The sequence below is a fragment of the Streptomyces sp. NPDC001194 genome (genome assembly GCF_042896985.1).
Lineage (GTDB): Bacteria > Actinomycetota > Actinomycetes > Streptomycetales > Streptomycetaceae > Streptomyces.
Genome location: NZ_JBIAXU010000015.1, coordinates 111703 through 124685 on the forward strand (window position 1 = coordinate 111703; position 12983 = coordinate 124685).

Here is a 12983-nt window from a genome sequence, read left to right on the forward strand (position 1 = left end):
TACCACGCCACTGTAGACGTTGCACTTACGTCGCCCTGCGCGGGGGTCGCCTCGTGTTGGTCCGATCGGACCGCCGACGTCATGACGGACTGCGGGCACTCGAATAGCTGCACGCCGTCACGGGGGTAGGCTCGGAATCGCGCCGGTGCACCGTTCGTCACCGGGTAACAGACATGTGGAGAGGAGCCCTGACCCACGGTGAGCACCAAGCCGACGACCACAGAGCTCGACTGGACCGATCTCGACCAGCGGGCCGTCGACACCGCCCGCATCCTGGCCGCCGACGCCGTCCAGAAGGTGGGTAACGGCCACCCCGGTACGGCGATGAGCCTGGCCCCCGCCGCGTACACCCTCTTCCAGAAGGTGATGCGGCACGACCCGGCGGACCCCGAGTGGGTCGGCCGCGACCGTTTCGTGCTCTCCGCGGGGCACTCGTCCCTCACTCTCTACACCCAGCTCTACCTCGGCGGCTTCGGCCTGGAGCTCGCCGACCTCGAGGCCTTCCGCACCTGGGGCTCCAAGACCCCCGGCCACCCGGAGTACGGCCACACGGCCGGCGTCGAGACCACCACCGGCCCGCTGGGCCAGGGCATCGCCAACGCGGTGGGCATGGCCATGGCCGCCCGCTACGAGCGCGGCCTGTTCGACCCGGAGGCCGCCCAGGGCGCCTCCCCGTTCGACCACATGGTCTACGCGATCGCGGGCGACGGCTGCCTCCAGGAGGGCATCTCCCACGAGGCGTCCGCCCTGGCCGGCCACCAGAAGCTCGGCAACCTGGTGCTGCTGTGGGACGACAACCACATCTCCATCGAGGGCGACACCGAGACGGCCGTCTCCGAGGACACCCTCAAGCGGTACGAGGCGTACGGCTGGCACGTCCAGCGCGTCGCGCAGCAGCCGAACGGCGACCTCGACCCGAAGGCGCTCTTCGAGGCCCTGGCCGCGGCCAAGGCCGAGACCGGCCGCCCCTCCTTCATCGCGATGCGCTCGATCATCGCCTGGCCGGCCCCGCACGCCCAGGGCACCGAGGCCTCGCACGGCTCGGCCCTCGGTGACGACGAGGTCGCCGCCACCAAGCGCGTCCTCGGCTTCGACCCGGAGAAGAGCTTCGACGTCTCCGCCGAGGTCCTCGCGCACACCCGCAAGGCGCTGGACCGCGGCCGCGAGGCCAAGGCCGCGTGGGAGAAGGACTTCTCCGCCTGGCGCACCGCGAACCCGGAGCGCGCCGCCGAGTTCGACCGCATCAACGCCAACGAGCTGCCCGCCGGCTGGGAGGACGAGCTCCCCGCCTTCGAGACCGGCAAGGGCATCGCCACCCGCGCGGCCTCCGGCAAGGTCCTCGAGGCCCTCGGCGCGGTCATCCCGGAGCTGTGGGGCGGCTCGGCCGACCTGGCCGGCTCCAACAACACCACGATCGACAAGCACTCGTCCTTCCTCCCGAAGGGCAACCCGCTGCCGGAGGCCGACCCGTACGGCCGCACCGTCCACTACGGCATCCGCGAGCACGCCATGGCCGCGACCATGAACGGCATCGCGCTGCACGGCCACACCCGCATCTACGGCGGCACCTTCCTGGTGTTCTCCGACTACATGCGCAACGCCGTCCGCCTGTCCGCGCTGATGCACGTGCCGGTGACGTACGTGTGGACGCACGACTCCATCGGCCTCGGCGAGGACGGCCCGACGCACCAGCCGGTCGAGCACCTCGCCTCGCTGCGCGCCATCCCGGGCCTGAACGTGGTCCGCCCGGCCGACGCGAACGAGACCGTGATCGCCTGGCGCGAGATCCTGCGCCGTCACACCAAGGTGTTCGGCAAGGGCGCCCCGCACGGTCTGGCGCTGACCCGCCAGGGCGTTCCGACGTACGAGCGCAACGAGGACGCGGCCAAGGGCGGGTACGTGCTCTTCGAGGCGGAAGGCGCTGCGCCGCAGGTCGTCCTCATCGGCACCGGCTCCGAGGTCCAGCTCGCCGTCGCCGCGCGCGAGGCGCTGCAGGCCGAGGGCATCCCGGCCCGCGTGGTCTCGATGCCGTCCGTCGAGTGGTTCGAGGAGCAGGACCAGGCGTACAAGGACAGCGTCCTGCCGCCGTCGGTCACGGCGCGCGTGGCGGTCGAGGCCGGTATCGGCCTGACCTGGCACCGCTACGTCGGCGACGCCGGCCGGATCGTCTCGCTGGAGCACTTCGGTGCCTCGGCCGACGCCAAGGTGCTGTTCCGCGAGTTCGGCTTCACCCCCGAGGCCGTGACCGCCGCCGCCAAGGACTCCATCGCCGCCGCCGCGCGCTGACGCCCGTACCAACCCAGTAGGAGATGCAATTCCCATGACAGACGCACTCAAGCGCCTCTCCGACGAGGGCGTGGCGATCTGGCTGGACGACCTGTCCCGCAAGCGCATCACGTCCGGCAACCTGGCCGAGCTCATCGACCAGTCGCACGTGGTCGGTGTCACCACCAACCCGTCGATCTTCCAGAAGGCGATCAGCAGCGGCGACGGCTACGAGCAGCAGCTCGCCGACCTCGCCGCCCGCAAGGTCACCGTCGACGAGGCCATCCGCATGATCACGACGGCGGACGTCCGCGACGCCGCCGACATCCTGCGCCCGGTCTACGACCGCACCGACGGCCAGGACGGCCGGGTCTCCATCGAGGTCGACCCGCGCCTGGCCCACAACACCACGGCGACGATCGCCGAGGCCAAGCAGCTCGCCTGGCTGGTGGACCGCCCGAACACGCTCATCAAGATCCCGGCGACCAAGGCCGGCCTGCCGGCGATCACCGAGGTCATCGGCAAGGGCATCAGCGTCAACGTCACGCTGATCTTCTCGCTGGAGCGCTACCGCGAGGTCATGGACGCGTACCTGGCGGGTCTGGAGAAGGCCAAGGCCGCGGGCCTGGACCTCTCCCTGATCCACTCGGTCGCCTCCTTCTTCGTGTCCCGCGTGGACTCGGAGATCGACAAGCGCCTGGACGCCGTCGGCACCGACGAGGCCAAGGCCCTCAAGGGCAAGGCGGCCCTCGCCAACGCCCGTCTGGCCTACGAGGCCTACGAAGAGGTGTTCTCCTCCGACCGGTGGAACGCCCTGGAGCGCGTCGGCGCCAACAAGCAGCGTCCGCTGTGGGCCTCGACCGGCGTCAAGGACCCGGCGTACAAGGACACCCTGTACGTGGTCGACCTGGTCGCCCCGAACACGGTGAACACCATGCCGGAGGCCACCCTGGAGGCCACCGCCGACCACGGTGAGGTCACGGGTGACACCGTGCGCGCCACGTACGACCAGTCCCGCGCCGAGCTCGACGCGGTCGCGAAGCTGGGCGTCTCGTACGACGATGTGGTGCAGCTGCTCGAGGACGAGGGCGTCGAGAAGTTCGAGGCGTCCTGGAACGATCTGCTGAAGTCCACCGAGGCGGAGCTCGCGCGCCTTGCCCCCACGGAGGCCTGAACACCTTGTCTGTGAACGGAGCGAACCCGCTTCGTGACGCACAGGACCGGCGGCTCCCGCGCATCGCGGGGCCGTCCGGCCTGGTCATTTTCGGCGTTACGGGTGACCTGTCGCGCAAGAAGCTGATGCCCGCCATCTACGACCTGGCGAACCGGGGGCTGCTGCCGCCGGGCTTCTCGCTGATCGGCTTCGCCCGCCGCGAGTGGGAGCACGAGGACTTCGCCCAGGAGGTGTACGAGGCCGTCAAGCAGCACTCGCGCACCCCCTTCCGGGAGGAGGTCTGGCAGCAGCTGGTGCAGGGCTGCCGCTTCGTGCAGGGCGATTTCGACGACGACGCGGCCTTCGAGACCCTGAAGTCCACGATCGACGACCTGGACAAGGCACAGGGCACGGGCGGCAACTTCGCCTTCTACCTGTCGGTGCCCCCGAAGTTCTTCCCCAAGGTGGTCCAGCAGCTCAAGAACCACGGGCTGGCGCAGAAGGAGGGCTCCTGGCGGCGTGCCGTCATCGAGAAGCCCTTCGGGCACGACCTGAAGAGCGCCGAGGAGCTCAACAAGGTCGTCCACGAGGTCTTCCCGCGGGACGAGGTCTTCCGCATCGACCACTACCTCGGCAAGGAGACCGTCCAGAACATCCTGGCGCTCCGCTTCGCCAACACGATGTTCGAGCCGATCTGGAACCGGTCGTACGTCGACCACGTGCAGATCACCATGGCCGAGGACATCGGCATCGGCGGCCGGGCCGGGTACTACGACGGCATCGGCGCGGCCCGTGACGTCATCCAGAACCACCTGCTGCAGCTGCTCGCGCTGACCGCGATGGAGGAGCCCGGCTCCTTCCACCCCAAGGCGCTGGTGGCGGAGAAGCTCAAGGTCCTCACGGCCGTCGAGCTCCCCGAGGACCTGGGCAAGCACACCGTGCGCGGCCAGTACTCGGCGGCGTGGCAGGGCGGCGAGAAGGTCGTCGGGTACCTCGAAGAGGACGGCATCGACCCCAAGTCGAAGACCGACACCTACGCGGCCATCCGCCTGGAGATCAACAACCGCCGCTGGGCGGGCGTCCCGTTCTACCTGCGGACGGGCAAGCGCCTGGGCCGCCGGGTGACCGAGATCGCGGTCGTCTTCAAGCGGGCCCCGTACCTGCCGTTCGAGTCGGGCGCGACCGAGGAGCTGGGGCAGAACGCCCTGGTCATCCGGGTCCAGCCGGACGAGGGCATCACGGTGCGCTTCGGCTCCAAGGTCCCGGGCACCTCCATGGAGGTCCGGGACGTCACGATGGACTTCGCGTACGGCGAGTCCTTCACGGAGTCGAGCCCCGAGGCGTACGAGCGGCTGATCCTCGACGTCCTGCTGGGTGACGCGAACCTCTTCCCGCGCCACCAGGAGGTCGAGCTGTCCTGGAACATCCTCGACCCGATCGAGGAGTACTGGGACAAGCACGGCAAGCCCGCGCAGTACCCGGCGGGTACCTGGGGGCCGGTCGAGGCGGACGAGATGCTCGCACGAGACGGACGGAGCTGGCGCCGGCCATGAAGATCGACCTCACGGAGACCACCTCCAGCAAGATCAACGCCGCGTTGGTGCAGGCGCGCCGGGACATCGGCACGCCGGCCATCGGCATGGTCCTCACGCTGGTGATCGTGACCGACGAAGAGAACGCGTACGACGCGCTCAAGTCGGCGAACGACGCGTCCCACGAACACCCTTCGCGGATCGTCGTCGTCATCAAGCGGGTCAGCCGCTCGGCTCGCAGCCGCCGCGACGCCCGTCTCGACGCGGAAGTCCGCGTCGGGGCGGACGCCGGCACCGGCGAGACGGTGGTGCTCCGCCTCCACGGTGAACTGGTCAACCACGCCCAGTCGGTGGTTCTCCCGCTCCTCCTGCCGGACGCGCCCGTCGTGGTCTGGTGGCCGGACGGTGCCCCGTCGGACCTGGCGGGCGACCCGCTGGGTGCGCTCGGGCAGCGCCGGATCTCGGACACGTACGCCTGCGAGAACCCGCAGCAGGCGCTCGGGCAGCGGGCCGCGGCCTACGCCCCGGGTGACACGGACCTGTCCTGGACCCGGATCACGCCGTGGCGTTCGATGCTGGCGGCCGCGCTGGACCAGCAGGCCGTCAAGGTCTCCTCGGTGCTCGTCGAGGGCGAGGACGAGAACCCGAGCTGCGAGCTGCTGGCCATGTGGCTGGCGGACCGCCTCCAGGTTCCCGTCCGGCGCACGGCCTCGGCCGGTCCCGGCCTGACCTCCGTCCGGCTGGAGACCAAGGACGGGGACATCGTCCTGGACCGTGCGGACGGCTCCCTGGCGACGCTGTGCATGCCGGGGCAGCCCGACCGTGCCGTGGCGCTCAAGCGCCGTGACACGGCCGAGCTCCTGGCGGAGGAACTGCGCCGGCTCGACCCGGACAACACGTTCGAGGCCGCGCTGAAGTTCGGCGTGACCAAGCTCGACGCCGAGGGCCCGGTCAAGGCCGCGCCCGTCGAATCCCCGGAGACGGCGACCGGCCCCAAGGCCGACGCCGCACCCGCGAAGCCGGCGGCGAAGCCTTCGAAGAAGGCTCCGGCCAAGTAACCGCTGTGCCGGGCCTGCGCCCCGGACCCCGGCCCCGCAGGGGGTCCGGGGTCCGGGGCGGAGCCCGGTTCACCCACGATCGACAAGGCGGCAGCACATGGGCATGACGACCCCCCAAGTCGTCGTCCACCGCGACAAGGAACTGATGGCCCAGGCGGCAGCCGCCCGGCTCATCACCAAGATCGTCGACGCGCAGGCCGCCCGCGGCAGCGCCTCCGTCGTCCTCACCGGCGGCCGCAACGGCAACGGCCTCCTCGCCGCGCTCGCCGCGGCCCCGGCCCGCGACGCCGTCGACTGGTCGCGGATCGACCTGTGGTGGGGCGACGAGCGCTACGTCCCCGCCGACGACCCCGAGCGCAACCACACCCAGGCCCGTGAGGCCCTCCTGGACTCCGTACCCGTCGACCCGGCCCGCGTGCACGCCATGCCCGCCTCCGACGGCCCGTACGGGGCGGACGTGGACGCCGCGGCCGCCGCCTACGCGGCCGAGCTGGCCAAGGCGGCCGGGCCCGAGGACCACGGGCCGGTCCCCACCTTCGACGTCCTGATGCTGGGCGTCGGACCGGACACCCACATCGCCTCGCTCTTCCCCGAGCACCCGGCCTCCCGCGAGAGCGAGCGCACGGTCGTCGGCGTGCACGGCGCCCCCAAGCCGCCGCCCACCCGGATCTCCCTGACCCTCCCGGCGATCCGGGCGGCCCGCGAGGTCTGGCTGCTGGCGGCGGGCGAGGACAAGGCCGGGGCGGTGGCCATCGCCCTGGGCGGCGCCGGCGCCGTCCAGGCCCCCGCCGCCCAGGCGTACGGCCGCTCCCGCACCCTGTGGCTGCTGGACCGCACGGCCGCGGCGAAGCTCCCGGCGGGCCTGTACCCGCCGGCCGCCTCCTGATCCGGCGGCCCCGTACGGCCGAAGGGCCCGCCCCCCGAACGGGGAGCGGGCCCTTGTGCGTGTCCGGCGGCCGTCCGGCGGCCGTGCGTCAGCCGCGGCCGCGCAGCTCCCGGTAGGCGGCCACCAGGGCCTTGGAGGAGGCGTCCAGCCCCGGCACCTCCGTGCCGTCCGTCAGCGCCGGCTCGACCCGCTTCGCCAGCACCTTGCCGAGCTCCACTCCCCACTGGTCGAAGGAGTCGATGTTCCACACCGCGCCCTGTACGAACACCTTGTGCTCGTACAGCGCGATCAGCTGGCCCAGCACCGCCGGGGTGAGGTCCTGCGCCAGGATCGTCGTGGTCGGGTGGTTGCCCTTGAAGGTCTTGTGCGGGACCAGCGGCTCCGCGACGCCCTCCGCGCGGACCTCGTCCGCCGTCTTGCCGAAGGCCAGCGCCTGCGTCTGCGCGAAGAAGTTCGCCATCAGCAGGTCGTGCTGGTCCGCCAGCTTCGGCTCCAGTTCGCCGAGCGGCCGGGCGAAGCCGATGAAGTCCGCCGGGATCACCTTCGTGCCCTGGTGGATCAACTGGTAGTACGCGTGCTGCCCGTTGGTGCCGGGCGTGCCCCACACCACCGGACCGGTCTGCCAGTCCACCGGATTGCCGTCCCGGTCCACGGACTTGCCGTTGGACTCCATGTCCAGCTGCTGGAGGTACGCGGTGAACCGGGAGAGGTAGTGGCTGTACGGGAGGACCGCGTGCGACTGCGCGTCGAAGAACGCCCCGTACCAGACCCCCAACATGCCCATCAGGAGAGGCACGTTCTGCTCCGGCGGGGCCGTGCGGAAGTGCTCGTCGACCGTCCGGAAGCCGCCCAGCATCTCCCGGAAGGCGTCCGGCCCGATCGCGATCATCAGCGAGAGCCCGATCGCGGAGTCGAAGGAGTAGCGTCCGCCGACCCAGTCCCAGAACCCGAACATGTTGGCCGGATCGATGCCGAACGCGGCGACCTTCTCCTCGTTGGTCGACAGCGCCACGAAGTGCCGTGCCACGGCCGCCGCGTCACCGCCCAGACCCGCCAGCAGCCACTCCCGCGCCGACTCGGCGTTGGTGATGGTCTCGATGGTGGTGAAGGTCTTGGAGGCGATGATGAACAGCGTCTGCGCCGGGTCCAGGTCCCGTACGGCCTCGTGCAGGTCGGCGCCGTCCACGTTGGACACGAACCGCACGGTCAGGCCGCGGTCGGTGAACGCGCGCAGCGCCTCGTACGCCATCGCCGGGCCCAGGTCGGAGCCGCCGATGCCGATGTTGACCACGTTCTTGATGCGCTGACCGGTGAAGCCGGTCCACTCCCCCGACCGGACCTGGCCGGAGAAGGCCGCCATCTTGTCGAGCACGGCGTGCACCGCGGGGACGACGTTCTCGCCGTCCACCTCGATCACCGCGTCCCGCGGCGCGCGCAGGGCGGTGTGCAGGACCGCCCGGTCCTCCGTCGTGTTGATCTTCTCGCCGCGGAACATCGCCTCGCGCAGCTCGGCCACGCCCGTCGCCGCCGCCAGCTCGCGCAGCAGCTCCAGCGTCTCGTCCGTCACCAGGTGCTTCGAGTAGTCGATGTACAGGTCCCCGACCCGCAGCGTGTAGCCCGTTCCCCGGTTCGGATCCGCCGCGAACAGCTCGCGCAGGTGCGTCTGCCCCAGCTCTTCGCGGTGCTTGCCGAGTGCCAGCCACTCGGGCGTCCGGTTGAGCCTCGTACGGCTGTCTGCGTTCATCTCGGACATCAACCCGTTTCTTCCGTCCTGTCGTGCCCCGCCGATCACCAACTTAAGGGATCAAAGGGGGGTGTGCCGGACAGCGCCTTCGGCGCGGGGTACGCAAAGGGGCCCGGCCCGCTGGAGAAGACTCCTGCGGGCCGGGCCCCATGTCACACCGTCACTCTTGCGTTCGTCAGATCTCACCGCGGAGCTTGGCGAGCGCCTCCGCGAGGATCGCCTCGCCGTCGGCGTCCGACCGGCGCTCCCGCACGTACGCCAGGTGCGTCTTGTACGGCTCGGTGCGCGGCGGCGCCGGCGGATTGTCCCGGTCCTGGCCGGCCGGGAACCCGCAGCGCGGGCAGTCCCAGGTGTCCGGCACCTGCGCGTCGCTGGCGAAGCTCGGCTGCGTCTCGTGCCCGTTCGAGCACCAGAAGGAGATGCGCAGGCGGGGCGCGGACTCGCCGCGCTCGGCCTCACCCATCGGCCCCGCTCCGACCCGACTGCCACGGATCGCGTTGCCACTTGCCACGGTCGTAACTCCCTGCGTGATGGTGCCGCGAAGCGTGAGTGGATTCCGCTGCGGGCGCCCCAGTCTACGTAAGGCCCAACGCACGTCCATCACATGGAGTTACTCACTCCAGGGCGTGGACGCAGTCCTCATGATAGGCGGGGTGGAGCCGACCGGACGGGCACAATGGCCAGAACCGTCGGCTCCGCTACTTCAGCAGAATCCCGAGGGCCATGATGCAGGCGAACCAGAGCAGGCCGATCACGACGGTGATGCGGTCCAGGTTGCGCTCCGCGACCGAGGAGCCGCCGACGGAGGACTGCATGCCGCCGCCGAACATGTCGGAAAGGCCGCCGCCCTTGCCCTTGTGCATCAGCACGAGCAGCATCAGCAGGGCGCTGAAGACGATCAGGGCGATCGAGAACCCCATAATCACGGCTGATTCCTACTTTCTGGCTTTACTGGCTGTCCGGCTCCGCTTTGACGTGCGCGGGGGCCAGTGGCTGTCGGTTCAGCCTCCTGGCCCCCGCAAGGGTACGACGGATCCGCCCTACCGCATACTCGCTGCGACGATCACGCAGGTCACTGGTCGCGGAAGCGGACGATCTTCACGAACTCGTCCGCGTCCAGTGCCGCGCCGCCGATCAGGGCGCCGTCGACGTCGGGCTGCGCCATGATCGCCGCGATGTTGCCGGACTTGACCGAGCCGCCGTACTGGATGCGGACCTTGTCGGCCAGCTCCTGGGAGTAGAGCTCGGCGAGGCGGGTGCGGATCGCCCCGCAGACCTCCTGCGCGTCCTCGGGGGTGGCGACCTCGCCGGTGCCGATCGCCCAGACGGGCTCGTACGCGATCACGATGGACTCGGCCTGCTCGGCCGGGAGGTCCTTGAGGCCGCCGTCGACCTGGGCCAGGGTGTGCGGGACCTGCTGCCCGGCCTTGCGGACGTCCAGGCCCTCGCCGACGCAGAGGATCGGGGTGATCCCGTGCTGGTAGGCGGCCTTGACCTTGGCGTTGCAGAGCTCGTCGCTCTCGCCGTGGTACTGGCGGCGCTCGCTGTGGCCGACGGCCACGTACGTGCACTTCAGCTTCGCGAGCATGGAGCCGGAGATCTCGCCGGTGTAGGCGCCGGAGTCGTGCGCCGAGATGTCCTGGGCGCCGTACTTGATCTTCAGCTTGTCGCCGTCGACCAGGGTCTGGACCGAGCGCAGGTCGACGAAGGGCGGCAGGACCGCGACCTCGACGGCGTCGTAGTCCTTGTCGGCGAGCGCGAAGGCGAGCTTCTGGACGTGTGCGATGGCCTCGAGGTGGTTGAGGTTCATCTTCCAGTTGCCCGCCATCAGCGGGGTACGCGTGGTCATACGGGTTCAGACCTCCAGTGCGGCGAGGCCGGGGAGCGTCTTGCCCTCGAGGTATTCGAGGGAGGCGCCGCCACCGGTCGAGATGTGACCGAAAGCGTTCTCGTCGAAGCCGAGCGTGCGCACGGCCGCGGCGGAGTCGCCGCCGCCGACCACGGTGAACGCGCTGCTGTCGACGAGGGCCTGCGCGACGGCGCGGGTGCCTCCGGCGTAGTCGGGGTGCTCGAAGACGCCCACGGGACCGTTCCAGAAGACGGTCTCCGCGTCGGCGATCTTCGACGCGTACAGCTCACGGGTCTTGGGACCGATGTCCAGACCCTCCTTGTCGGCGGGGATCTTGTCCGCGTCGACGGTGACGAACTCGGCCGGGGTCTTGCCCTTGAGGTCGGGGAAGTCCGCCGAGGCCAGGATGTCGACCGGGAGGACCAGCTCGACGCCCAGCTTCTCGGCGCGTGCCATGTACTCCTTGACGACGTCCACCTGGTCCTTCTGGAGCAGGGAGATGCCGACCTCGTGGCCCTTGGCGTAGAGGAAGGTGTAGGCCATGCCGCCGCCGATGAGGATGCGGTCGGCCTTGCCGAGCAGCTGGTCGATGACGGCCAGCTTGTCGGAGACCTTGGCGCCGCCGAGGACGACGACGTAGGGGCGCTTGACCTCGGCGGTCAGCTTCTTCAGGACGCCGACCTCGGTGGCGATCAGGTAGCCGGCCACGTGCGGGAGGCGCGCGGGCAGGTCGAAGACCGAGGCGTGCTTGCGGTGGACGGCGCCGAAGCCGTCGCCGACGTAGACGTCGGCGAGCTCGGCGAGCTGGTCCGCGAAGGCGCCGCGCTCGGCGTCGTCCTTCGAGGTCTCACCGGCGTTGAAGCGCAGGTTCTCGATGACGGCGACCTGGCCGTCGGCGAGGGCGGCCACGGTCTCCTTGGCGGAGGATCCGACGGTGTCGGTGGCGAACGCGACGTCCGCACCGAGCAGTTCACCGAGTCGCTTGGCGGCCGGAGCGAGTGAGAAGGCCGGGTCCGGGGCGCCCTTGGGGCGGCCCAGGTGCGAGGCGACGATCACGCGGGCGCCGGCTTCGGCGAGCTTCGCGATGGTCGGCTGCACGGCGCGGATGCGGCCGTCGTCGGTGATCGTGTCGCCCGCGAGCGGCACGTTGAGATCGGCGCGGACGAAGACCCGCTTGCCGGTCACGCCGTCGGCGAGCAGTTCGTCGATCGTCTTCATGTGTTTCTACTCCTTATCCCCATACACGGGTTCTGCCGGTGCGGGGCCGATCGGTGGAGGCAGACGACAGGGCCCGTGCAGCGCTCCATCGCGCTGACCGGACCCTGTCCTCACATCTTGGTGCCTGGCCCTGCTACCTGAGACTTAGAGCTGACCGCCGACGAAGACGGTCAGGTCGACGAGGCGGTTGGAGTAGCCCCACTCGTTGTCGTACCAGCCGACGACCTTGACCTGCGTACCGTCCTGAACCATGGTCAGGGAGGAGTCGAAGGTGCAGGAAGCCGGCCAGTTCACGATGTCGGAGGAGACGATCGCGTCCTCGGTGTAGTCGAGGATGCCCTTGAGCTGGCCCTCGGCGGCCTTCTGGAAGGCCGCGTTGATCTCTTCCTTGGTGGTCTCGCGGGAGAGCTCCAGGACGAGGTCGGTGACCGAGCCGGTCGGGACCGGGACGCGCATGGCGATGCCGTCCAGCTTGCCCTTGAGCTGCGGGAGGACCAGAGCGGTGGCCTTCGCGGCGCCCGTCGAGGTCGGGATGATGTTCTCGGCGGCGGCGCGGGCGCGGCGCAGGTCCGAGTGCGGGAAGTCCAGGATGCGCTGGTCGTTCGTGTACGCGTGGACCGTGGTCATCATGCCCTTGACGATGCCGAAGTTCTCGTCGAGAACCTTGGCCATCGGCGCCACGCAGTTGGTGGTGCAGGAGGCGTTGGAGATGACGTGGTGGTTGGCCGCGTCGTACTTGTCCTGGTTGACGCCCATCACGATCGTGATGTCCTCGTCCTTGGCCGGAGCCGAGATGAGGACCTTCTTCGCGCCCGCGGCGATGTGCTTGGCGGCATCGGCCTTCTTCGTGAAGATGCCGGTCGACTCGATGACGATGTCCGCGCCGAGCTCGCCCCAGGGCAGGTTCGCGGGGTCACGCTCGGCGAACGTCTTGAAGGTGTTGCCGCCGACGGTGATGGTGTCGTCGGTGTGGGAGACCTCGGCCTTGAGGCGGCCCAGGATGGTGTCGTACTTGAGCAGGTGCACCAGGGTCGCGTTGTCAGTCAGGTCGTTGACACCGACGATCTCGATGTCCGCTCCCTGCTCAAGGAGCGCCCGGAAGTAGTTGCGGCCAATGCGGCCAAAACCGTTGATGCCTACGCGGATCGTCACGAACCGATCTCCTCGTTGGTGCGCCGGCCTGTCCCGCCGGCGAGCTGTATGGGATGTCCCCGACCGCTTACGACCCTACCTCTCCGTGAGCTTCCGAGTGACATCGGCCGGGACCTGACACTCCCC

Annotated in this window: 11 protein-coding genes; 5 read left to right on the forward strand and 6 right to left on the reverse strand. The window is 69.9% G+C overall.

Translation table 11 applies throughout. The annotated features are described in order from the left end of the window. Nucleotides 1-198: 198 nt before the first annotated feature. The 5 genes from tkt (at nucleotide 199) to pgl (ending at nucleotide 6894) form a co-directional block, all read left to right on the forward strand. Nucleotides 199-2286: a transketolase gene (gene tkt, locus ACFY1T_RS26065; protein ID WP_390790318.1), complete on the forward strand. Its 2088-nt coding sequence runs from the start codon at nucleotides 199-201 to the stop codon at nucleotides 2284-2286. Nucleotides 2287-2320: 34 nt separating this feature from the next. After that, nucleotides 2321-3439, forward strand: a complete 1119-nt coding sequence (gene tal, locus ACFY1T_RS26070; protein ID WP_390790319.1) for a transaldolase — start codon at nucleotides 2321-2323, stop codon at nucleotides 3437-3439. Nucleotides 3440-3444: 5 nt separating this feature from the next. Then, nucleotides 3445-4971, forward strand: a complete 1527-nt coding sequence (gene zwf, locus ACFY1T_RS26075) for a glucose-6-phosphate dehydrogenase (protein ID WP_373312979.1) — start codon at nucleotides 3445-3447, stop codon at nucleotides 4969-4971. Continuing rightward, the gene (gene opcA / locus ACFY1T_RS26080; protein WP_390790320.1) at nucleotides 4968-6008 is read left to right on the forward strand and encodes a glucose-6-phosphate dehydrogenase assembly protein OpcA; all 1041 of its coding nucleotides are present in this window, start codon (nucleotides 4968-4970) and stop codon (nucleotides 6006-6008) included. The genes zwf and opcA overlap by 4 nt, the downstream gene beginning before the upstream one ends. 103 nt (nucleotides 6009-6111) lie before the next feature. Continuing rightward, a complete protein-coding gene (gene pgl / locus ACFY1T_RS26085; protein WP_030858962.1) occupies nucleotides 6112-6894 on the forward strand; it encodes a 6-phosphogluconolactonase in 783 nt (260 codons plus the stop codon). Nucleotides 6895-6982: 88 nt separating this feature from the next. Here pgl and pgi read toward each other — a convergent pair whose 3' ends face one another. From pgi to gap, 6 genes are all read right to left on the reverse strand, one after another. After that, a complete protein-coding gene (gene pgi / locus ACFY1T_RS26090) occupies nucleotides 6983-8638 on the reverse strand; it encodes a glucose-6-phosphate isomerase (RefSeq protein ID WP_390790364.1) in 1656 nt (551 codons plus the stop codon). A 175-nt stretch (nucleotides 8639-8813) separates the two neighbouring features. After that, on the reverse strand, nucleotides 8814-9149 hold the full coding sequence (locus ACFY1T_RS26095; RefSeq protein ID WP_010352468.1) for an RNA polymerase-binding protein RbpA: 336 nt from the start codon (nucleotides 9147-9149) through the stop codon (nucleotides 8814-8816). A gap of 187 nt (nucleotides 9150-9336) precedes the next feature. Further along, nucleotides 9337-9558 carry a preprotein translocase subunit SecG gene (gene secG / locus ACFY1T_RS26100; RefSeq protein WP_030858951.1) on the reverse strand — a complete coding sequence of 74 codons (222 nt, stop codon included), beginning with the start codon at nucleotides 9556-9558 and terminating at the stop codon, nucleotides 9337-9339. A 152-nt stretch (nucleotides 9559-9710) separates the two neighbouring features. Further along, entirely contained in the window at nucleotides 9711-10487 is a 777-nt protein-coding gene (gene tpiA / locus ACFY1T_RS26105; protein ID WP_390790321.1) for a triose-phosphate isomerase, read from the reverse strand. Nucleotides 10488-10493: 6 nt separating this feature from the next. Further along, a complete protein-coding gene (locus ACFY1T_RS26110; protein WP_030858947.1) occupies nucleotides 10494-11705 on the reverse strand; it encodes a phosphoglycerate kinase in 1212 nt (403 codons plus the stop codon). A gap of 144 nt (nucleotides 11706-11849) precedes the next feature. Further along, a complete protein-coding gene (gap, locus tag ACFY1T_RS26115) occupies nucleotides 11850-12857 on the reverse strand; it encodes a type I glyceraldehyde-3-phosphate dehydrogenase (protein ID WP_030160344.1) in 1008 nt (335 codons plus the stop codon). Nucleotides 12858-12983: the final 126 nt, after the last annotated feature.

Excerpts from the sequence above, each read along its gene's own strand:
- tal (WP_390790319.1), top strand. The coding sequence starts at position 2,321 with ATGACAGACGCACTCAAGCGCCTCTCCGACGAGGGCGTGGCGATCTGG.
- secG (WP_030858951.1), bottom strand. The coding sequence starts at position 9,558 with ATGGGGTTCTCGATCGCCCTGATCGTCTTCAGCGCCCTGCTGATGCTG.
- tpiA (WP_390790321.1), bottom strand. The coding sequence starts at position 10,487 with ATGACCACGCGTACCCCGCTGATGGCGGGCAACTGGAAGATGAACCTC.
- opcA (WP_390790320.1), top strand. The coding sequence starts at position 4,968 with ATGAAGATCGACCTCACGGAGACCACCTCCAGCAAGATCAACGCCGCG.
- ACFY1T_RS26110 (WP_030858947.1), bottom strand. The coding sequence starts at position 11,705 with ATGAAGACGATCGACGAACTGCTCGCCGACGGCGTGACCGGCAAGCGG.
- pgl (WP_030858962.1), top strand. The coding sequence starts at position 6,112 with ATGACGACCCCCCAAGTCGTCGTCCACCGCGACAAGGAACTGATGGCC.
- pgi (WP_390790364.1), bottom strand. The coding sequence starts at position 8,638 with ATGAACGCAGACAGCCGTACGAGGCTCAACCGGACGCCCGAGTGGCTG.